The sequence below is a fragment of the Pedobacter africanus genome, from assembly GCF_040548825.1.
Taxonomy (GTDB): domain Bacteria; phylum Bacteroidota; class Bacteroidia; order Sphingobacteriales; family Sphingobacteriaceae; genus Pedobacter; species Pedobacter africanus_A.
The window spans coordinates 1,201,903-1,223,252 of record NZ_JBEPSL010000002.1; the positions used below are offsets into that span (position 1 = coordinate 1,201,903).

20 protein-coding genes are annotated in these 21,350 nt (G+C 46.4%); 9 read left to right on the forward strand and 11 right to left on the reverse strand.

Annotation, left to right across the window (positions count from 1 at the left end):
- Positions 1 to 2: 2 nt before the first annotated feature.
- Complete coding sequence (locus ABIE26_RS15275) at positions 3 to 575, reverse strand: YceI family protein (RefSeq protein ID WP_310141659.1); 573 nt, start codon at positions 573 to 575, stop codon at positions 3 to 5.
- A gap of 117 nt (positions 576 to 692) precedes the next feature.
- Between ABIE26_RS15275 and ABIE26_RS15280 the strand changes: the two genes are divergently transcribed.
- From ABIE26_RS15280 to ABIE26_RS15295, 4 genes are read left to right on the forward strand one after another with little or no spacing between them, the layout of a single operon-like run.
- Positions 693 to 1,415, forward strand: coding sequence for a peptidylprolyl isomerase (locus tag ABIE26_RS15280; protein ID WP_310141658.1), 723 nt, complete (start codon positions 693 to 695; stop codon positions 1,413 to 1,415).
- Between the two features lie 3 nt (positions 1,416 to 1,418).
- A complete protein-coding gene (locus ABIE26_RS15285) occupies positions 1,419 to 2,189 on the forward strand; it encodes an exodeoxyribonuclease III (RefSeq protein ID WP_310141656.1) in 771 nt (256 codons plus the stop codon).
- A 2-nt stretch (positions 2,190 to 2,191) separates the two neighbouring features.
- Positions 2,192 to 3,436: an imidazolonepropionase gene (gene hutI / locus ABIE26_RS15290; RefSeq protein ID WP_310141655.1), complete on the forward strand. Its 1,245-nt coding sequence runs from the start codon at positions 2,192 to 2,194 to the stop codon at positions 3,434 to 3,436.
- Positions 3,436 to 4,407, forward strand: a complete 972-nt coding sequence (locus ABIE26_RS15295) for a formimidoylglutamase (RefSeq protein WP_310141653.1) — start codon at positions 3,436 to 3,438, stop codon at positions 4,405 to 4,407. Before hutI ends, ABIE26_RS15295 begins: the two co-directional genes overlap by 1 nt.
- Positions 4,408 to 4,452: 45 nt before the next feature.
- Here the strand turns inward: ABIE26_RS15295 and ABIE26_RS15300 are convergent, their stop codons facing one another.
- The 8 genes from ABIE26_RS15300 to ABIE26_RS15335 form a co-directional block, all read right to left on the reverse strand.
- Positions 4,453 to 6,303 (reverse strand): OmpA family protein, encoded by a 1,851-nt coding sequence (locus tag ABIE26_RS15300; protein ID WP_310141651.1) that lies wholly within the window; start codon positions 6,301 to 6,303, stop codon positions 4,453 to 4,455.
- An 88-nt stretch (positions 6,304 to 6,391) separates the two neighbouring features.
- A complete protein-coding gene (locus ABIE26_RS15305) occupies positions 6,392 to 6,952 on the reverse strand; it encodes a 5-formyltetrahydrofolate cyclo-ligase (RefSeq protein ID WP_310141649.1) in 561 nt (186 codons plus the stop codon).
- Positions 6,953 to 7,314: 362 nt separating this feature from the next.
- Positions 7,315 to 7,875, reverse strand: a complete 561-nt coding sequence (gene efp / locus ABIE26_RS15310) for an elongation factor P (RefSeq protein ID WP_084238268.1) — start codon at positions 7,873 to 7,875, stop codon at positions 7,315 to 7,317.
- A gap of 156 nt (positions 7,876 to 8,031) precedes the next feature.
- Positions 8,032 to 8,646: an ABC transporter ATP-binding protein gene (locus ABIE26_RS15315; RefSeq protein WP_310141647.1), complete on the reverse strand. Its 615-nt coding sequence runs from the start codon at positions 8,644 to 8,646 to the stop codon at positions 8,032 to 8,034.
- A gap of 9 nt (positions 8,647 to 8,655) precedes the next feature.
- On the reverse strand, positions 8,656 to 9,441 hold the full coding sequence (gene lpxA, locus ABIE26_RS15320) for an acyl-ACP--UDP-N-acetylglucosamine O-acyltransferase (protein WP_084238270.1): 786 nt from the start codon (positions 9,439 to 9,441) through the stop codon (positions 8,656 to 8,658).
- On the reverse strand, positions 9,438 to 10,847 hold the full coding sequence (locus tag ABIE26_RS15325; protein ID WP_310141645.1) for a bifunctional UDP-3-O-[3-hydroxymyristoyl] N-acetylglucosamine deacetylase/3-hydroxyacyl-ACP dehydratase: 1,410 nt from the start codon (positions 10,845 to 10,847) through the stop codon (positions 9,438 to 9,440). Before ABIE26_RS15325 ends, lpxA begins: the two co-directional genes overlap by 4 nt.
- Before the next feature lie 2 nt (positions 10,848 to 10,849).
- Positions 10,850 to 11,923 (reverse strand): UDP-3-O-(3-hydroxymyristoyl)glucosamine N-acyltransferase, encoded by a 1,074-nt coding sequence (gene lpxD / locus ABIE26_RS15330; protein ID WP_310141644.1) that lies wholly within the window; start codon positions 11,921 to 11,923, stop codon positions 10,850 to 10,852.
- A gap of 119 nt (positions 11,924 to 12,042) precedes the next feature.
- Entirely contained in the window at positions 12,043 to 13,266 is a 1,224-nt protein-coding gene (locus ABIE26_RS15335) for an HD domain-containing protein (protein ID WP_310141642.1), read from the reverse strand.
- A gap of 106 nt (positions 13,267 to 13,372) precedes the next feature.
- Here ABIE26_RS15335 and ABIE26_RS15340 point away from each other — a divergent pair, with 106 nt between their 5' ends.
- The 4 genes from ABIE26_RS15340 (at position 13,373) to ABIE26_RS15355 (ending at position 17,659) form a co-directional block, all read left to right on the forward strand.
- Positions 13,373 to 14,926: a bifunctional response regulator/alkaline phosphatase family protein gene (locus tag ABIE26_RS15340; protein ID WP_310141639.1), complete on the forward strand. Its 1,554-nt coding sequence runs from the start codon at positions 13,373 to 13,375 to the stop codon at positions 14,924 to 14,926.
- Between the two features lie 326 nt (positions 14,927 to 15,252).
- Entirely contained in the window at positions 15,253 to 15,678 is a 426-nt protein-coding gene (gene tsaE, locus ABIE26_RS15345) for a tRNA (adenosine(37)-N6)-threonylcarbamoyltransferase complex ATPase subunit type 1 TsaE (RefSeq protein ID WP_310141637.1), read from the forward strand.
- A gap of 61 nt (positions 15,679 to 15,739) precedes the next feature.
- Positions 15,740 to 16,966 (forward strand): alanine dehydrogenase, encoded by a 1,227-nt coding sequence (locus ABIE26_RS15350; protein WP_310141633.1) that lies wholly within the window; start codon positions 15,740 to 15,742, stop codon positions 16,964 to 16,966.
- Positions 16,967 to 16,978: 12 nt separating this feature from the next.
- Entirely contained in the window at positions 16,979 to 17,659 is a 681-nt protein-coding gene (locus ABIE26_RS15355) for a M15 family metallopeptidase (RefSeq protein ID WP_310141631.1), read from the forward strand.
- On the opposite strand, the gene ABIE26_RS15360 is transcribed toward ABIE26_RS15355, so the two are convergent.
- Both ABIE26_RS15360 and ABIE26_RS15365 read right to left on the reverse strand, forming a co-directional pair.
- Entirely contained in the window at positions 17,607 to 18,707 is a 1,101-nt protein-coding gene (locus tag ABIE26_RS15360; protein WP_310141629.1) for an aminotransferase class I/II-fold pyridoxal phosphate-dependent enzyme, read from the reverse strand. The two genes, ABIE26_RS15355 and ABIE26_RS15360, sit on opposite strands and share 53 nt — an antisense overlap.
- Positions 18,694 to 19,995 (reverse strand): D-alanyl-D-alanine carboxypeptidase/D-alanyl-D-alanine-endopeptidase, encoded by a 1,302-nt coding sequence (locus tag ABIE26_RS15365; protein ID WP_310141627.1) that lies wholly within the window; start codon positions 19,993 to 19,995, stop codon positions 18,694 to 18,696. The genes ABIE26_RS15360 and ABIE26_RS15365 overlap by 14 nt, the downstream gene beginning before the upstream one ends.
- A 79-nt stretch (positions 19,996 to 20,074) precedes the next feature.
- Here ABIE26_RS15365 and ABIE26_RS15370 point away from each other — a divergent pair, with 79 nt between their 5' ends.
- The gene (locus ABIE26_RS15370) at positions 20,075 to 21,328 is read left to right on the forward strand and encodes an aspartyl protease family protein (protein ID WP_310141626.1); all 1,254 of its coding nucleotides are present in this window, start codon (positions 20,075 to 20,077) and stop codon (positions 21,326 to 21,328) included.
- Positions 21,329 to 21,350 lie beyond the last annotated feature (22 nt).

The following is a 21,350-nucleotide window of genomic DNA, read 5'->3' on the forward strand; positions in this document are numbered from 1 at the left end:
ATTTATTTTGCCTGAACAAATTCCAGGTTTAAGGTTACCTTAACCTCTTTACCTACGCCAGCCCCTGTCGGGTCGTACTTGATGTTATAATCCAGCCTGTTTACCGTTGTCGTTGCCGTAAAGCCGGCCTTGGTATTGCCCTGCTGATCTTTGGCCGTGCCGCCATAAACCACATTAAAGACCACGTCTTTTGTTACGTCGCGGATGGTCAGTTTTCCGCTCAGCGCATAATTGTTCCCTTTCAGCTTTTTAAAGGACGAGCCCTCAAAAGTCATGGCCGGGAATTTTTCGGCATTGAAAAAATCGTCTGTTTTCAGGTGGTTGTCGCGCATGTCCACCCCGGTAGTGATGCTGTTCACATCGACTGTAAAATTGATCTTTGCATCCGTAAGGTCGGCCTTGGCGGCGGTAACCGAGCCGTCAAATTTTTTAAACGAACCGTCAACAAAAGAAATGCCCATGTGCCTTACAGAGAAATTCACAAAGGAATGCATCGGATCTACCGTCCATTTGGTTTGCGCGAAAGACGCAACGCTGATTGACACTGCAACCAGGAATAAAAATACCTTCTTCATCTTCTTTTTGTTTTAAATGATTTACAAAGCTATAACGATCCGGCGCCGCAATTGTTGACCTATGATAAGAATTTCTGCGGGTAATTAAATAACTTAGCCGGGTAATAAAACTGAATCATGAAGAAGTATTTCACCCTGCTGCTTTGCCTGTGCTTTGCCTCCGCATTTGCCGCAAAACCCAAACATCAGTACGTTAAAATCAAAACAGAACTGGGCGAATGTGTCATCAGGCTCTATAACGAAACCCCGCAGCACCGCGACAATTTCCTGAAGCTGACCGAAAAAGGAACCTATAACGGTACGCTGTTTCACCGGGTCATCAAAGATTTCATGATCCAGGGCGGCGATCCGGACTCTAAAACAGCAGTAGCAGGGGCGCTTGTTGGAGAAGGAACCGTAGGTTATACTGTTCCGGCAGAGTTCCGCGACAGCCTGTTCCATAAAAAAGGCGTATTGGCCGCTGCGCGCGACAACAATCCGGAAAAGGCCTCCAGCGGAAGCCAGTTCTATATTGTTCAGGGCAAAACATTTTCCGATGCCCAGCTGGACGATCTGGAAAACAAACGCCTGAAATTTAAACTGCCCCAATACCAGCGCGAAGTCTACAAAACCATTGGCGGCACACCGCATCTTGACCGCAATTATACCGTTTATGGCGAAGTGGTGAAAGGCCTGGAGATGGTCGATAAAATCGCCATTGTAAAAACCGACGGCAATAACAGGCCCACTGAAGATGTAAAAATGACCATTACCGTTCTAAAACGCAGGGAAGCCCGCAAGCTGGAAAAAGAACTGGCTAAGCAGGCAAAAGCTGCTGCAGAAACAAAAAAACTATCCTAAGCTATGAAGATTATCTCCTATAACGTCAACGGCATCCGCTCTGCCTCCACTAAAAATTTCTTCGGCTGGCTGCAAGCCACCGATGCCGATATGGTTTGCATGCAGGAAGTGAAAGCCCTGCCCGCACAAATCCCCGAAATTATTGCGCTGATTGAGCAGCTGGGCTATCACCACTACTGGTTCCCGGCCGAGAAAAAGGGCTACAGCGGGGTGGCTATCCTCAGCAGGATCAAGCCGAACCATGTTGAATATGGCTGCGGCGAAGAGTGGATCGATAAAGAGGGCAGGATCTTAAGGGCAGATTTCGACAATTTTTCGCTCATGAGTGTATACCTCCCTTCAGGTTCCAGCGGCGATGAGCGCCAGGTGAAGAAATACGAATTCATGCGTTTTTTTGACCATTATATCGGCGAACTCCGCAAAGCCCTTCCCAACCTGATCGTTTCGGGCGATTACAACATTTGCCATACGGCCATCGATATCCATAACCCGAAATCTAATGCCAACTCTTCAGGCTTCCTGCCTGAAGAAAGGGAATGGATGGAATTGTTCCTGAACAATGGTTTTATCGATACCTTCAGGCACTTCAATAAAGACCCGCACCATTATACCTGGTGGAGTTTCAGGGCCAATTCAAGGGCAAAGAACCTGGGCTGGCGCATCGATTACCACCTGGCCACACAGCCCATGCTGGCCCGCTTAAAGCATGTGGCCATCCTGGCCGATGCCATCCATTCTGACCATTGCCCTATTTTATTAGAACTTAACCCTTAACCATGTCAGCACTCCTTATCACCAATATCAGCAGCTTGATAGGCACACACCCACAAAACACACTGATGCTTCGGGGCAAACAAATGCAGGAACTGCCGGCAGTTGACAATGCCTGGATCTTATGTGAAGATGGTAAGATTGCAGATTTCGGAACAATGGACAACCTGCCTGCGCAACTGCCCAATGCCCTGCACACGCACAACGCCAAAGGCGGTTTTGTTTTTTCTTCCTGGTGCGATTCCCATACCCACATCGTATTTGCAGCCCCCAGGGAAGAAGAATTTGTCATGAAAATAGATGGCAAAAGTTATGAAGAGATTGCCGCTGCAGGTGGCGGGATCTTAAATTCGGCCCGTAAGCTACAACTTGCCTCGGAAGAGGAACTCTACGAATCGGCAGCCATCAGGCTGAACGACATGATCAGACAAGGTACTGGTGCTGTAGAAATTAAAAGCGGTTACGGCCTCAGCACCGACAGTGAGCTGAAAATGCTACGTGTGGTCCGCCGCCTTAAAGAAAATTTTCCTATCCCGGTGAAGGCCTCTTTTCTGGCTGCCCATGCCTATCCTGCCGAATACAAAAACGACCATGCAGGTTACCTCAAACTGATTACAGAGGTGATGTTGCCCCGTGTTGCAGAAGAAGGCCTGGCCGACTATATGGATGCCTTTTGCGAACAGGGCTTCTTTTCGGTGGAAGATACCGACAGGTTGCTTACCGAAGCCGCCAGATACGGCTTAAAACCTAAAATACATGCCAACCAGCTCTCCATATCCGGAGGCGTACAGGTGGGCGTAAAACACCATGCCGTTTCGGTAGATCACCTGGAGGTGACCGATGATGCGGTCATAGAAAGCCTGCAAAGCGGCAATACCATTGCCACGCTACTGCCCTCCTGCTCGTTTTACATCAATATCCCTTTTGCCAATGCGCGCGGACTCATGAATGCAGATGTTCCAGTGGCAGTAGCCAGCGATTACAACCCCGGCTCCACGCCTTCCGGCAACATGAACCTGGTGGTATCCCTGGCCTGTATCAAGCTCCGGATGCGCCCCGAAGAAGCCATCAATGCCGCCACCTTAAACGGTGCCGCAGCACTGGAAATGAGCGGTCAGACCGGCAGCATTGCCAAAGGCAAAATGGCCAACCTGTTCATCACCCGGAAAATGCCTTCCCTGGCCTTCCTGCCTTACAGCTTTGGCCAGTCGCAGATTGAAACCATTGTACTCAACGGAAAAATCAGCTGATGGACCACCTGAAAATATACAGCCAGGCCGATCTGAACCAATTGATCAGCCACAGGGAAGGGGAAACCAAGCTGGGCGAACGCGTACAGCTTGCCACAAGCCTGGACGACCTGGCGGTCTCAAGCGCAAAATTTATTTTGCTGGGCATCCCGGAAGATATCGGTGTAAGGGCAAACCATGGCATTGCAGGGGCAGCAACGGCCTGGCAGCCCGCCCTGAAAGCCCTGATGAACATCCAAAGCACCGGATTCCTCAAAGGCGAAGAACTCCTTGTCCTGGGGCATTTCGACATCATGGACCCCGCCGATACCAGCATAAAGGGCCTGGAACAAAAAGTACAGGAAATAGACGACCTTGTAACGCCTGTAATCCAGAAAATAGTGGCGGCGGGTAAAACCCCCATAGTGATTGGTGGGGGCCACAACAATGCCTACCCCATCATTAAAGGCGCTGCAACCGCACTGAAACGGCCGATTGATGTGATCAATATCGACGCCCATGCCGACCTCAGACCTCCCTCTGGAAGACATAGCGGCAATGGCTTCAGCCATGCCATAGCGCAGGGTCTGCTGAACAACTATGGCATTTTTGGCCTGCACCAGAACTACAACAATACCGGCATCCTGGAAAGCATTGCCGGCAACCCGAACATCCATGCCGTGTTTTTCGACGACATGCTGCAAAGTCCGCAGCCCCAGTCCGCTTTCTGGACCGACCTCCTGAAACACATGGATGCTGCACCCGGACTGGAAATTGACCTGGATTGTATAGAAAATATCCTGTCCAGTGCCATGACCCCTTCGGGCTTCAGCTTAAATGAAATCAGACGGCTGTTGTTGACCCCACTCAAGAAATTCGCCTACTTACACATTTGCGAAGGCGCAGTGACCTTAACAGATGGCAGGCAGGGTACAAGTGCAGCAAAAGCCATAGCCTATCTTATAAGCGACTTTATGAAGTCGCAGCAATAAAAAGGGCCTGCCTAAGCAAGCCCTTTTATCCCCATCAACAACCCCCTAGTATTTCAATACCTTGATCTCTGTACGCCTGTTGGCCTGGTGCTCATCCTCACTGCAATCTACACCATTTGCACAGCGGTTCAGCAGCCTGGTTTCCCCATAACCTTTGGCCACCATCCTGTCGCGCGCCACACCTTTGCTTACCAGGTAATTTACTGCAGACTCAGCCCTTTGTTGTGAAAGGCGCAGGTTGTAGGCATCCTTACCCCTGCTGTCGGTATGTGAGGAAAGTTCTATCCTTAAGCCCGGGTTCTGTGCCATTACATTCACCAGGTTATCCAGAATCCGCCCGGCATCCGGCCTGATGTTCCATTTGTCGAAATCATAGTGGATGTTTTTCAAAACAAATACAGCACCGGCATCCAGGTTGCTTACCCCAAGTTTCAGGGTCACATACAGGGTTTTGCTCCTGTCCAATCCTTTGGTGGTCACACTTTCGGTTTGTGAGAACTTACCGGCCTGACTGGCCACAATGTGGTAATCTGAGGCCTGTTCCAGCTGGTATACAAACTTAGCCTCCGCATCAGAGATCTGGGTCATGTTCCTGCTGTTGCCCGTATTGGTCAGCACGGTACCAATTCCCGGCAGTTTGCTGTTGTCGTTTGCCCTTACCGTTTCACCGATCAGGGTAAATCTGGGATCATCGTGGAAGATCTCTTTGTAGATCACATTTCCTGCCTTGTTAAAATCCTCTTCAGCAATGTTTACCGGCTCGGCGGCAATGCCATTTTTTACAGCTGTAACCAGGTAAGCGCCTTTTTCAGCGGCTTTAATCCGCTCTGCCTGCCCATCTGCATTGCTGATCGAGGTATTGTCGGCCCCATTACGGCTGACCTTAACCTTCACCCCGCTCAGCGCAAAACCTGTCTGTTTGTCTTTAACCACCACCAGGATATCCTTAGGTGCTGCCGGGGCTGGTGGTGCTACCGTTTTGGTAACCGGTGCAGGCGCAGGTTTACGCTTGCTGCCAAAGGTATATTTAATCCCAAGGCCCACATTTATGGCCTGTACAAAAGTTTTTTGAGTAATGGGTTGTTCTTCATAGAAATCGAGTATGTTGGTGATCTGTCCATCTTTCACATTCAGCACATCCTTGGCGCCAAGCGTTTTCTTTTCGTTGTAGCGGGTAACATAAAATTCACTGGAGTCTTTGCCAAAGCTTTTGCCGAAAGCCCTCAGGTAATCGGCCTGCGCAAACAGGCCCCAGTTGTTGTTGAGGGCATAAGATATGCGTATCCCGCCCAGGCCCATCCAGGATTTGGTCTTTTCTTTGGAATTACTGGTGTAATAGGTGTCAAACAACTTTGCAGGCGGCCCGGCAGCGGCATTCACGTAAATAGATTGTGCATACTGCGGAAAACCTTCAAACAATACCCCTCCGCGCAGGAAAGCTTCCAGATCCACTTTACCAAAGCTCGCCCTATATGTAGGTCCTACGCTTAGGGCGATGTGCTGAAAAGAAGGGTGGTTGAAGTAAGTCGTGCCGATATGGCCATTGTCGAAAAATACACTGTCGAACTTGCGCATGTCGTGGTTCAGGAAACGGGCGTCCAGTCCGATGCCCCATTTGTTGCCCCTGAAGTACTGGTCTACGGCCAGTCCGCCAAAGTACCCGTTCTTGGCGCGGCCGATTTCGTTTTTGTATCTGCCCATAGGCATGCTCAAACCGCCGAAAGCAGAAAGCTGAAGCCTGCCAGGTTCAGCATTATCCCTGCTTTTCATGTGCGTTCCGCGCTCTCCGCGCTTAATGCTCCCTCCGTTCTCACCGGAGGCACGCTTTGTGGGGCTCTGCGCCCAGGTAAGGCTGCTAAACAGGACCGCCATTACCATTAATATCAACCTTTTCATAATTTCATTCCTTTAGTTTAAAATCAAACTGTTTGGAGTGATATCATGCGGGCTTAACATTTGTTACCCCCTAAAGATCAAATAAAAATTAAAAGCGGTAAATTTTTTCAGGGGTGATGCAGGCATCCAGCCTCACGTCATAGGCATCTATATCATCGATCTGTTCCAGCGGACCAAAAAAGGACAACCCTATTTTCAAAGTATCCAGCCCCTGCAAAAAGCGATCATAAAACCCCTTTCCATAGCCTGCTCGGTAGCCCCTGATATCAAAAGCCAGCAGGGGCACCAGTACCATATCTACCTCTCCATTGTGCAATTCTCCTTTTGCCGGCTCCAGTATATGGTAAGCATTCTTCAACAACCCTTCCCTCCCGGCATACACATAATTGTGCATCAACGCTGTCTCAAAATCTGCCCGGGGTACAATAACCCGGATCTCCGGATGGTGTAAAGCCAGCCAGTCGATAAACAGGAAGGTATCCGGCTCCTTCTTCTCTGCAATGGGCAAAAAAACATGTACCGTCTGAACCGTAGAAAAGTCCAGCGCCGCAAAATGTTCCAGCAAAGCCCCGCTATAGGTTGCTACCTGGCCATCCGAAAGTGCTTTCCTTTGCGCAATCGCCTGTTTTCTGATCTCTGCCTTTGTCATATCCAAAGATAACAAAACCCAGCTCATCAACTCAGACGGAGTAACACTCAACGCGATAAAAACTCAAGCCAGTGCAAACCCTAAAAAATTTTTGCTAAAACTCCATTTTTCTGCGCCATACCAATAAATAACACCCCAACTAAACCCCGAAGACCTACTTTTTTGCGCCAACCTTTGCGCCCGAAGGAAAACAATATTGTGTCGAAGAGGCCTAGGAACTTTTTTCGCAGCGAAGCAAGGAAAAAGATTCCAGCCTCAGAGGCACATATTGTTTTTCCAAAAAAGCAAAGCAAAAAAGAAGGCTTCGGGAACCACTCCGAAGCCTCAATCAACCTAAACCTAAAACTAAACTATGAAAATTCTTATTTTACTCTTTCTATATAGTCACCTGTACGTGTATCAATCTTCACTTTATCGCCCTGATTGATAAACATCGGCACTTTTATCTCTACTCCGGTCTCTACTGTTGCATATTTCAATGCGTTTGTAGAGGTGTCGCCTTTAACTGCAGGCTCTGAGTAGGTTATTTCCAATTCAACATGCGAAGGTGTCTGTGCCATAATCGGCTCATCGCTTTCAAATGCGATGATGACATTCATTCCTTCTTTCAGGAAACGGACAGCTTTACCGAACAACAGTTTAGGAATATTAAACTGTTCATAAGTATTGTTATCCATTACCACCAGTGCATCGCCATCTTCATACAAATACTGGTAATCGCTGGTTTCCACACGGCAAATCTCTACCTCTTCATCTACACGAAACCTGTATTCAACCAGTTTACCGGTTTTTACGTTCCTCATTCTGGCTTGGTAAAACGCCCGCAGGTTACCCGGCGTACGGTGCAGAAACTCTTCTACTTGTACCAATTCCCCGTTAAAACGAAGAATATTACCATTTTTGATGTCTGATGCTTTTGCCATTCTTTCTGAAATTGTGCCTAAACTTTCGGCCTTTTTTCGTGCCGCAAAGGTAAAGACTATTTATTAATTATACAATAGTAATTTGAAAATATTTTTATAAAGGTATTTTAAGCGCTAAAAACGGCCTTCCGGCCTGTTTTCAAATATAAATTTTAGTTATTTATAATCCGTCAACTCCACAAAATGGTTACAAAAAGCATATTCTGCTTCCTGATTTGACCCAATAATCAGCGTTCTTTTTGCCGTAAACCGTTCCATCAGCCCAAGGTACCAGCCTATTCCCTGTTTGTCCAGATTGGAGGTCGGCTCATCAAGAAACAACAATGGCGTAGCTGCACAGCAGGCCAAAGCCAGCTTGGTGCGTTGCTTCATTCCTGAAGAAAAATACTTCAATGCCTTGTCCTGCGATTTTGCCAGCCCAAGCAGGTCCAGCACCGCTGCAGCGTCCATGCCCTGGTAATACGATTTGAACTTAAAATGAAAATCTATGGTTTCCTGGAGCGTGAATTCCTCGATCAGATCCAGATACGGCGCAGCAAAGCTGATTTCCTTGTAAACATCTTCTACCCTGATGTCGGCAGTTCCCTTGTAATGAATTTGGCCTTCAGATGGCGACAAACTGCCCAGCAGAACGCTCAGTAAGGTCGATTTTCCGGAGCCGTTAGGCCCCAGTACCGCATATTTCCCGGCGGCTTCAAACTGGTAACTCAGCCCCCTGAAAATCCATTCCTGGTTAAACCTTCTGCCAACGTTCTCTAAGCTGATCGTCATTGCCCGGTTCTAACTTCCTGAGCCGAAGCCTTTCATCACCCCGCGGTTTGAATTCCTAATAAAATCAACGATCTCATCGCGGATCTCCGTAGGCTTAAATTCAGCTTCTATCATGTCAAGGGCTTTGGTCACATTGTTGTGTTTTACAAACAATACCCTGTAAATTTCCTGTATTTCGTTGATCTTTTCGGAAGAGAAGCCCCTTCTTCTTAAACCAACGGAGTTGATCCCAGCGTAGGAAAGCGGTTCGCGTGCGGCCTTCACATAAGGCGGAACGTCTTTTCTCACCAATGAACCACCGGTTACAAAGGCATGAGAGCCCACTTTTACAAACTGGTGGATGGCCACCAACCCGGCCAGCACCACATAATTACCAATGGTAATGTGCCCTGCAAGGGTCGTGCTGTTCGAAAAGATACAGTAATCGCCTACCTCACAATCGTGCGCAATGTGCGAGTAAGCCTGGATCAGGCAGTTGCTGCCAATTACCGTTTTCCATTTATCCTTTGTACCCCGGTTAATGGTTACGCACTCCCTGATGGTGGTATTGTCGCCTATTTCGGCTGTTGTTACCTCTCCGGCAAATTTTAAGTCCTGCGGAACCCCGGAAATCACCGAACCGGGAAATACCCTGCAGTTCTTTCCGATCCGCGCACCGTCCATGATCACTACATTGGAGCCAATCCAGGTACCTTCACCTATCTCCACATCTTTATGAATCACCGCAAAAGGCTCAATCACCACATTGTCAGCTATTTTCGCCTGGGGGTGTATATATGCTAAAGGTTGTATCATGTAGTTTCGCTTTCTTTAACTTTAACGATCTGGGCCATCATTTCTGCTTCCACAACAACTTTCCCCGCAACCATGCCCACGCCTTTCATCTGTGCAATTCCACGTCTGATCGGCTCCATCAGGTCGCAGCGGAAAACGATGGTATCACCAGGCAATACCTGTGCCCTGAAGCGTACATTGTCGATTTTAAGGAACAAAGTCAGGTAATTTTGCGGATCGGGCACCGTGCTCAGCACCAGGATGCCCCCGGTCTGGGCCATAGCCTCAATCTGGATCACTCCCGGAAACACCGGAGCGCCCGGAAAATGTCCTTTAAAGAACTCTTCGTTCATGGTTACGTTCTTCACACCAACCACATGGGTCTTGGAAAGTTCCAAAACCTTGTCCACAAACAAAAACGGCTGTCTGTGCGGCAAAATGTCCATGATCTGAACAGTATCGTACAGCGGTTTCACACTCGGGTCATACACATGCTGTACTTTTTTGTTTTTTTCCTTTTTGATGGCTGCTTTAATTTTTTTGGCAAAAGCTACATTGGCAGCATGACCAGGTCGGGCTGCCATAATATGACCTTTCAGGTGTACACCTACAAGGGCCAGGTCGCCAATCATGTCCAGCAATTTGTGCCTTGCCGGCTCATTCTGGTGCCTCAGCTCCATATTGTTCAAAATCCCCTGCGGGGCAACGTCAATTGCTTTCCGTTTAAATATCTTGGCCAGGTGATCCAGCTCTTCCTTGGTCACTTCCTTGTCTACAATAACAATGGCATTGTTCAGGTCGCCCCCCTTGATCAGGTTATTCTGCAGCTGGTACTCGAGTTCATGCAAAAAGCAGAAAGTCCTGCAGGAAGCAATTTCTTTTTTGAATTCGGCAATACTGGTAATCCCGGCATGCTGACTGCCCAATACCGGCGAGTTGTAGTCAATCATACAGGTAAACCTATAGTCGTCAAGCGGCATGGCCACAATCTCAACTTTCCTGTCGGGTTCTGTATATGCTATGTTGTGCGGGATCTGAAAATATTCCCTGTCTTTTTCCTGTATCTGTACACCGGCACTCTCCAGTGCATCCAGAAACTGAATGGCACTGCCATCCATGATGGGCGTTTCCGGACCATCAAGCTTCATTAGTACGTTATCCAGATCCATTCCCACCAAAGAAGCCATAACATGTTCTACCGTACTTACACTGGCTCCGTTCTGAGAAATAGTTGTCCCCCTTGCTGTATCGGTAACATTGTCACAATCTGCATCAATAACCGGTTCGCCCGGAAGGTCCGTCCTTTGAAACTTAAAGCCGTGGTTCTCTGGTGCCGGACAAAAAGTGAGTGTAACATTAGCCCCGGTATGCAGGCCTACGCCCTGTACCGAAACTTCATTTTTTATGGTCTTTTGTTTAACGTTCATTATTATTTTGGTATTGTACTGTTTTGTTCAATGAGTTCGTTCAGTTGTCTGATCTGTGCCTCAAGGCTTGCTATCCTTTTTTCAACGTCTGGCAGCTGTTTAAAAATTACAGAGGCCCGCATCCAGTTCCGCAAGGGTTGTGCCGGACTGCCATGCCATTGTTTATTTTCTTCGGTAATGTTAAAATTGATACCGGCCTGCGCGCCAATCTGGGTGCCTTTAGCCAGTGAAAGATGGCCTGCAATGCCTACCTGTCCGCCTACAACAGACTTCTCCCCCAGTTTCGAACTTCCCGAAATCCCGCTTTGCGCTGCAACCACACTGTGTTCACCCACATCCACGTTGTGTGCAATCTGGATCAGATTGTCCAGTTTGACCCCTTTGCGGATAAAAGTAGAGCCCATAGTCGCCCGGTCTATCGAGCTGTTCGCACCAATCTCTACATCATCTTCGATCACCACATTCCCTATCTGTGCAATTTTGGTGTAAGTACCATCTGCCTGGGGCGCAAAACCGAATCCATCGCTGCCAATCACGGTATTGGAATGAATGGTGATGTTCCTGCCCAGAACCGAGCGGTTATACAACTTGACCCCCGGGAACAACGTACAATTGTTTCCTATCGAAGAGTCAGGACCTATAAATACTTGTGGCGAAATTTTACAGTCATCGCCAATGGTTACATTTTCTGCCACATAACTAAATGCGCCTATAAATACATTTTTACCGATTTTTGCCGAAGGATGAATAAAGCTGGGCTGCTCTATACCGACCTGTGCATTGTTCATGTTAACGGCTTCATTGTACTTTTCCAGTAAAACCGAAAAAGCACTATAGGGATCCGCGACCCTGATGAGGGTACTGTTTACCTTCTGGGCAGGCACAAAATCCTGCTTAACAATCACTACAGAAGCATTTGTCAGATATAAATAGTTCTCGTACTTAGGGTTAGATAGAAAGCATAAAGAACCTGTCTTACCATTTTCAATTTTTGAAAGCTCGCTAACTTTTACGTTCTCGTCGCCCTCAATGGTACCATCTATAAACTCACTTATCTGCTTGGCAGTAAATTGCATTTTACAAAGTTATATGTTAAATTGATATGAACAAATAAACCTGTTTAGGTTGTTTCTGCTCATTTTTAAATTAAGAATCTAAAAACGTAATAAATCCCGGGATATTTTGTTAAAAAAAGCTAAATAATCCTTGGATAACATAGTATGTGTTTTTTTACCGTTTTGTCCAATGATTCTAAGTTAGATAAATCGGAGGCTTTTGCAATATCTACTATCGTATTGTTTTTCAACAGGATATTGATGTTTCCGCTTCCTGCATTGTAAGCCCTGTTTCTGATCACATCCGTAAATACAAAATAACAGACCTCTGTTTCGTCCAGGTTCAAAACTTCTGCTATACGCTCCCTCAGCTCCCGCACGCGGTCTTCATCAGGAGCTTCATTGCTGATCTCTACCTTATACAGGTTACGCTGGGTAAGCATGCCGCAAAGCTGCGCCAGGATCCTGTCTGGGTGTTCTACCCAAACCTTCACCGAGGCAAAAATATCCTGGTCATCGAGCTTCGAAAAATGCGCAAGGTGCGCTCCACCCTCAAAAAATTCCGTTTCCGTGACTTCATTTTTCAGGAAATGCTGCAGCGCTGGTGTGGCAAAGAGTTCTTCGCCATGCGTAGCCAGGTATTTTGCCCTTTCCAGGATTTTTACCAGTACCATCTCGCCGGCAACCACTGTTTTGTGCAGGTATACCTGCCAGTACATCAGCCGTCTGGCGATCAGGAATTTTTCTATGGAATAAATGCCTTTTTCCTCGATCACCAGCTCCTTATCCAGTACATTGAACATTTTAATGATGCGGTCGAAACTGATCACCCCCTCACTAACCCCGGTAAAAAAGCTGTCGCGGTTCAGGTAATCCATCCGGTCCAGGTCCAGCTGGCTCGACACCAGCTGTGGCAGGAAATGCTTAGGGTAATCGCCCTTAAAAATGCGGATGGCCAGTGTCAGCCGCCCGTCAAACTCCGTGTTCAGCATTTCCATCATTTTCATGGAAATGTCTTCGTGCCGGATGCCGTTCACCAGGGTGTGCTCAAGTGCATGTGAAAACGGCCCATGTCCAATATCGTGCAGCAAAATGGCGATCGTTGCCGCCTCTTCCTCTTCGGGTGTGACCTCATGTCCCTTGCTCCTAAGCACCTCAATAGCAAGGCTCATCAGGTGCATCGCTCCTAAAGCATGGTGAAAGCGGGTGTGTAATGCGCCAGGGTACACCAGGTGGGTCATGCCCAGCTGCTTGATATATCTAAGTCGTTGAAAATACGGATGCGAGATCAGATCGAATATGATTTCAGAAGGGATATTGATGAAGCCATATACCGGATCATTTATGATTTTCTTTTTGTTCAATCCTTAAAATTAAATTATACGGTACAAAAATTGCTATTTTTATCCATACTACAACAAAAGGGTGCGCTCTTTTTAAGGATTTATTTTACATTATACACATATAATAATGCAAGAAACTAAGATTTTATGGGCCGATGATGAGATCAACTTATTAAAACCACATATTTTACTGCTTAATGAAAAGGGATACCACGTTACCACCTATACCAATGGTAACGATGCGCTCGAAGCATTTGGCAAGGAGCATTTTGACCTGGTTTTCCTGGACGAAAACATGCCAGGCATGAGCGGATTGGAAACCCTTACGGCTATAAAGAACATCAGAAATGATGTTCCGGTAGTGCTGATCACCAAAAGTGAGGAAGAAAACCTGATGGAAGATGCCATCGGATCCAAGATAGACGACTACCTGATCAAGCCGGTTAACCCCAAACAGGTATTGCTGACCATTAAAAAGATCATCGATAACAAAAGACTGGTCAGCGAAAAAACCTCTATGGCTTATCAGCAGGATTTCAGAAGGCTGGGCATGACCCTGAACGACCGCCTGAGTTATGAAGAATGGGTGGATGTCTATAAAAAACTGGTTTTCTGGGAGCTGGAACTCGAAAAACTCGACGACCCGCAAATGCACGAGATCCTTACCATGCAAAAGTCTGAAGCCAACATGCAGTTCTCCAAATTCATTGAAGATCATTACCTGGGCTGGGTGAACGGCAAGGGGCAGGCACCACTCCTGTCAAACGAACTGCTCAAAAGAAAGGTTTTCCCGCTCATCAACAGTACTGTGCCGGTATTTTTTATCCTCATCGACAACCTGCGGTACGACCAGTGGAGAATCATCAACCCGCTCATTACAGAGCATTTCCGCCTGGAAGATGAAGACATTTATTCAAGCATCCTCCCCACAGCAACGCAATATGCACGTAACGCCATATTTTCTGGCTTGATGCCGCTTGAAATGGAAAGACGATTCCCCAACCTGTGGCAGAACGATGACGATGAAGGCGGAAAGAACCTCCACGAGGGCACTTTTCTGGCCGAACACATCAAACGGAACCTGCGCAAGGATTGCAAATTCAGTTACCATAAAATCCTGACCTACGATGATGGAAAGGCCTTGAACGATCAGATAAACAACCTGATGCACAATGAGTTCAATGCCATTGTTTACAACTTTGTAGACATGCTTTCGCACGCCCGAACCGATATGCAGATGATCAGGGAGCTGGCCAACGATGATGCGGCCTACCGATCGCTTACCCTGTCATGGTTTGAGCATTCGCCTTTAATGGACCTGCTGAAGAAAATCTCCCAGAAAAAAGTTAAGGTGGTGATCACTACAGACCATGGTACCATCCGCGTAAAACACCCGAGCAAGGTAATCGGTGACAGGAACACCAACACCAATTTGCGGTATAAGCAGGGAAGAAACCTTAATTTTAACGCAAAAGAGGTATTTCTGATCAAAAATCCGCACGAAGCACAGCTGCCAAAAATTAACATCAGCTCTAATTACATTTTCGCCAAGGAAGACCGCTATTTTGTTTACCAGAACAACTATAACCAGTTTGTAAATTATTATAATGAAACATTTCAGCATGGGGGGATTTCGCTGGAAGAGATGATCATTCCTATCGCCACTTATAGTTCAAGATAAGAAACATTATTCCGCAATGGGAAAGGGAGCCTTTGTGCTCCTTTTTTGTTATACCTTCCCGGCCAATAATTACATGTTATTTACAAATAAATCACCTATAAATACCAGAATTGATATACTCTTGACTTACCGTTGAGTTACCCTTGAAATACCCTAGGGGTAAGTCAAGGGTAACTCAACGGTATCTTAATGATATGTTAACTCTATTTCAATTCTGGTATTTATAGGTGATTTAACTGTGGTTTATTAGTTATTATTAGCTTCTCTTATTTAAGTCGGCCTTAATTCTGCTAAAGTTAAGTTGATTTCTCTTATTTTTGCAGTTAATGGAAAGTATTAAAATTCAGGTTAATGCACTTACAGAACTGGATAGTGCGGCCCGTAAAATTTTAGCGCTGGCAACCGATGGGCGCATCTTTATTTTTGAAGGCGACATGGGTGCCGGTAAAACTACGCTCATCAAATCACTTGCCAAAGCAATGGGGGTTACAGAAGTGGTATCGAGCCCCACATTTTCTATCGTAAATGAATACAATGCCAATGGGAAGCCCATTTATCACTTTGATTTTTACCGCATCAAAAACCTGCAGGAAGCGTACGATATTGGTTATGAGGAGTACTTTTATTCGGGAAATACCTGCTTTATTGAATGGCCCGAAAAAATTGAAGGGCTGATTCCGGAGCATTATCTCAAAATAAGTATAGAAACGCTGGGTGAAAATGAAAGGTTATTGTCAATTTCAAAAATTTAAATAGCAAACGCATTAAATTTCAGCTATTTTGCTTAATTTCAATCCAAATCAATAAATAAAAATGGCTACAGGATTACGCGAAGGTATGGCCTCCATTGCTCAAAAAGGGCTGATACAGCCGAAAGAAGCAATGTCAGAAATTAACAAGAAGAACAACAGTTTGTACATCGGTATCCCTAAAGAGATCTCTTTCCAGGAAAACCGGATTGCCCTTACCCCACTGTCTGTTGCCCTGCTTGTCAACAACGGACATAAAGTGATTATCGAAACGGGAGCGGGTGTGGGTGCCAATTTCTCGGACAAGGACTACAGCGAGCAGGGGGCTATGATCTCTTTTAATAAAAAGGATGTTTTTGATGCTGATATCCTGGTAAAAATTGCACCGCCCACAATTGAAGAAATCGGACTGATGCACAAGGGTCAGACTTTGATCTCGGCCCTTCAAATGGGCGCATTAAAGGAATCATACCTTAAAGCACTCCTGAATAAAAAAATAAACGCCCTTTGCTTTGAAAACCTTCGCGATGAAGGGAATGTACTGAGTGTGGTGCGTTCCATGAGTGAAATTGTGGGGGCCACTTCCATTCTGATTGCTGCAGAGTACCTGAGCAATGTAACTGGCGGAAAGGGCCTGATGCTGGGCGGTTTTACCGGTGTGCCGCCTACAGAAATTGTAATTCTGGGCGCAGGTACGGTAGGCGAATATGCAGCCCGCACGGCAATATCGCTGGGTGCGGAAGTAAAGGTGTTCGACAGTTCGATCTTTAGGCTCAGGCGTTTACAAAACAACCTTGCCAGCAGGGTTTTTACCTCGGTAATGCAACCCATTGTTTTGAGCAAGGCAATTACCACCTGTGACGTAGTGATCGGCGCCATCCGCGCATCGCATGGCAGAAGCCCCTGCATCGTGATGGAAGAAACCGTTGCACGGATGAAACCCAATTCGGTGGTAATTGATGTGAGTATAGACCAGGGGGGCTGTTTTGAAACATCCGAGGTAACCAATCACAAAGATCCTGTGTTCAGAAAACACGACGTGATCCACTACTGCGTCCCTAATATCGCATCCAGGGTGCCAAGAACGGCTTCTTACGCTTTAACGAATATCTTTACCCCAATTCTGGTAGATATCGGTGATATGGGCGGACTGATGAATGTGGTATGGAACAAACCGGGCATCAGGGAGGCTTTGTATATTTACCAGGGACACCTGACCAGCAAGGACCTTGCAACCATGTTTAACCTGCCCTATAAAGACATTGAATTGCTGGTAGCGGCCAACCAATAAGCCCTTTTGTAAATGAAAAATTTCCTCCCGCTTTTGATTATTGTTATTTTTCTGAATGCCCGCGCCCAGCAAAAACCATCCAACCCACAGGGCTTAAAAATAGACGGTTTTGCTGCGTATATGGATTCCTGTAAAGCGAATACGGACAACAAGCTGCTGGAAATCAAAAAATTCGTTCCAGGTGTGGTACTCGACATTAAATATGCTACCACCGACAATTTTATGAAGCGGGTAATGTACAAACAGGCCAGGGCCTTTGCCCGTAAGCCCCTGGTGATGCAGCTCAAAAAGATTCAGGCTGCGCTTAAACCAAAGGGATATGGCTTAAAGATTTTTGATGCCTATCGCCCCTACAGCGTAACGCTGGCCTTTTATGAGGGGGCTTCTGATAAGGCCTTTGTGGCAAACCCTGCAAAAGGCTCGAAACATAATCGTGGCTGTGCCGTAGACCTGACGATTATCGACCTGAAAACAGGCCTGGAAATTGCAATGCCCACGCCCTACGATAGTTTTGCCAGGGAAGCGGCTTCTGAGTATGCCCAGCTGCCGGCAGCAGTGCTGGAAAACAGAAAAATGCTGATCGACATCATGCACAAGCATGGCTTCAGGGTAATACCGAACGAGTGGTGGCATTTTGACTTTAAAGGCTGGCAGCGTTACGATCTGCTGGATATCCCTTTTGAAAAGCTGTAGCACTTAACGCGCGCAACAACCGATCGATACTTGCTTTTGTGGCCCAGCTACTGAGTACAACCCGGTTCAGGGGCAATCCTTTATGGTCTGGATAGGGAAAGGAAGAGATGAGGACCTGTTGTTTCAGCAACTTTACATACCTATCAGGGTCATGACTAAAATAAACAGGATAATTGGGCATAAAGGTCCAATCCTGCGGGTCAATTTTCCCTGAAAAATAATGCATCAGCTCCTGCAATTTCTCCAGTTCCTCACGATAAATGCCTGCGGCCTGCATAAAGGCATAAAGTCCTGCTGCAGCTGGTGGCGATGCCCCCAAAAATGTGTTGCTGCCCTTTAACATGCTGATGACCCCGGTACTGCCCAATACAATTCCCGCATCTACTCCGAGCGCTTTGGCCATAGAAGCCACCACGATCACCTCTACATTTGGCAGCGCCGGTAGGGTATTAAAAACGCCCCTTCCGTTGTCGAGCAGCCCTATTCCATGTGAATCATCCACAATCAAAACCAGTTCTTTTTCTGGCTGTATGTTATTTAAAAAAGAAAAATCATACCGTTCGGGGAAAAGGTTATTTAGCGCGTTACTGATCAGCACCCATTTTTCCTGCTTGCTGCTATTGATATGATCAGCCGTTTTTGTTGCCCATTCAGCAAAACTGCCTTCGGTTTGAGGTGCCTCGTTCAGCCATAATGCAGGATGGGTTTGAGGTGCATAAATAAGTGATCTGCCCGCATAGGCGCCGACCAGCAATTGAGCCGCCAGGTAACCACTGGAGGTGATTAGCGCAGCGGCTGCACCAAAATATTGCGCGGCATATCCTTCTGCTTCATTGTAAATTGCGAGCTGGACATTATTGCCCCTGCTGGTTCCGTTGTTGATCCCGAATTTTTTTAGCCCCTCCTGATAATGGGTTATAAAGCTTTTGTTCCGGGGAATACCCAGATAGGCTGTACCGCTAAAATACAGGTAATCCTGCCCCTCTATATTGATATTTAGGGAAAGCGGCCCCTCAATAGCGCTGAAATCGGGGTTAAAATTTCTCATGGATATAAGTCATAATGCGTACCATTTCTTTTCTTATATCGGTTGTTGGCAATACATAATTATTGTTCATAAAAGAGAAGATGTAGGTCTTTCCTTTTTTTGTGCGCAGGTAGCCGCTTTGATTATGCACGCCGGAAAGTGTGCCGGTTTTGCCAAAAACAAAGGGGGCATCCGTTTTCGGATAAGCATTCCGCAGTGTGCCACTCTTGCCTCCTGCGGGGATCATACTGAACAGCCTTTCGGGGTTATTGACCTCTTTATAGATCATATCCAGTAATTTTACGATAGATCTGGGTGTAAATAGATTGCCCCTGGAAAGGCCGGAACCATCCACCCAAACCGGCTTATCGGGTAAGGCTGAGAGGTAGGTTTTTTCGATGTGGGAAATCGCTTTCCGGGCATTCAGTTCTTCGCCCAGCTGATTGGCATACACCAGCAACAGCTGCTCAGCAATAAAATTGTCGCTTGGCAGCATCATTTCCTTAAGCACTGAATCTGTGCTTAAATTGCTGATCGTTTTCGCATTTGGGGGCATTTTTACGCTCAGCAGGCCTATGGGCTTATGAAGTGTATCTGAAAGCAGGCTCAGGGTAAGGGGAAGGCTCACCTTATAAGGCACATCCTGTCTATAACCTTCGGGGATGGTCAAAAGCGGAGATTTAAAATGGTTGCTGTTGAAATCCCGAACCACATTGAATGTTTGTCGGGTAAAAGCAGAATCTGTGGAAAAACAGTCCTTAAATAACGCGGGCACCAACCTCATTTTTCCTTTTTCCGATCTGACATGCAGCAGGTTGTCCATCAAAGGCAACTCGTTTATTTCTGCCTGGTAGTAATCGTTATAATCGTCCCAGGACCAGCCATTGCCATAAAAATCGCCGGTATACCTGCCCGGGGCATAAAACAGCTTTTTATCCGAAGATTTTAGAAAGTCTGCAGCCCTGGTGCCCTTAAGTTTGCTTTGTAAAAATGAGGGGTCGCCTGTACCCCAGAAGATCAGCGAATCGCCACGCATTACATATCTTAACGAAGGGATAGAATCGGGCAGCATTTTGAGACCTGCATAAAAGGTGAAAAGCTTGGTGTTTGAGGCAGGCGTAAAATATTGGTCGGCATGCTGTTCAAACAGCATATGACCTGTGGTCATGTCATACAGGGCGAACCCGGCATAATACTGTTTCAATACAGAAGACCTGGCAAAAACCTTTTTAACATTCCTGGATATACGCTTTTCTGTTGAACAGCCGATGGAAAGCAGCAGCAAAAAAATGCCAGCAAAAAGCAGCATTTTGCGGCCCGAAATTTTTACTGTAACACTTTTATACCTGGATAGAACCATACTGCTACTAATTTATTAATTTAGTTTAATGAAATTGTTAATGCGCCTGATTAATTTCAGTAAATCCGGAATTTTCATGCTGGCCATGATTGTTCAGACTGGTGTGGCAACCGGACTGCAGGCGCAGGATTTTTACTTTAAAGGAAATAAAAGCAAAGATGCGATGTCTTTCTCCCTGGTTAAAAACCTGGTCATTATACCTGTTTACCTCAACAATCAGGGCCCTTTCAATTTCATCTTAGACACGGGTGTTGGGCCTATGATCATTACAAACCCAAAGCTGATCGACAGCCTTGGCCTCAAGGTTTCCCGGACGCTCGAAATATCCGGGCTGGGAAGAGGGAATAAAATTGAGGCTTTCATTGTTAACGATGTATCGGCCAGGGTTGGGGATGCCTGGATAGACAATATGCCTACAGCTATTTTAAAGCAGGATATTTTTGGTTTATCCAACTACCTGGGCACGAAGATCTACGGGCTTTTGGGTTATCATTTTTTTAAGAGTTTCGTTGTTCAGCTCAATTATTCGGGCAAAAGAATGGTGTTTGGGCACCCCTGGGCTTTCAGAAAAATCAAGGGGGAAAGAGTGCCAATTGAACTGGAGAGCAATAAACCCTATATAAACATCGGTATTGAAACTCCTGATTATGGCCATATGACGATAAAAACCCTGATAGACAACGGTGCCAGTCATGCCATTTCATTGGAAAGGTTAAAAGAAGAGCCTTTTCCTATCCCCGCCGCTTCCATTTCGGCGAACCTTGGCGTAGGCATGGGCGGCCCTATTGACGGGAATATCGGCAGGATTTCATCCCTGACAATTGGGGGGTTTAAGCTAAAAGGTGTTTTAGCTTCCTACCCCAGATATGATGATGTTGCAGCAAAAGTGATCCTGAAAGACCGCAACGGAAACCTTGGTGCCGATGTCCTGAGCCGCTTTAACATTACCTTTGATTATGCAGACAATTCTATATATCTGCGAAAGAACGGGCAGTTTAACCGTCCCTTTGAACACGATATGTCGGGCATAGAGGTCTACCTGCAGGAGGATAAAACAAAGCGCTACTTTGTTAGCAGGATAGAGCCCGGTTCTCCGGCAGACCTGGCCGGAATAAAAGCTGATGATGAGATCATCCTGATTAATTTTGCTCCTGCATCCAGCTTTAAGCTCGACGATATCAATACCCTATTTAAATCGGCCGACGGAAAAACCATTATCCTATCCATATTCAGGAACAAGGATATTGACGTTAAGGTATTTAAGCTTAAACAAAGAATTTAAAGGATTCTTTTAACTTTGCCCT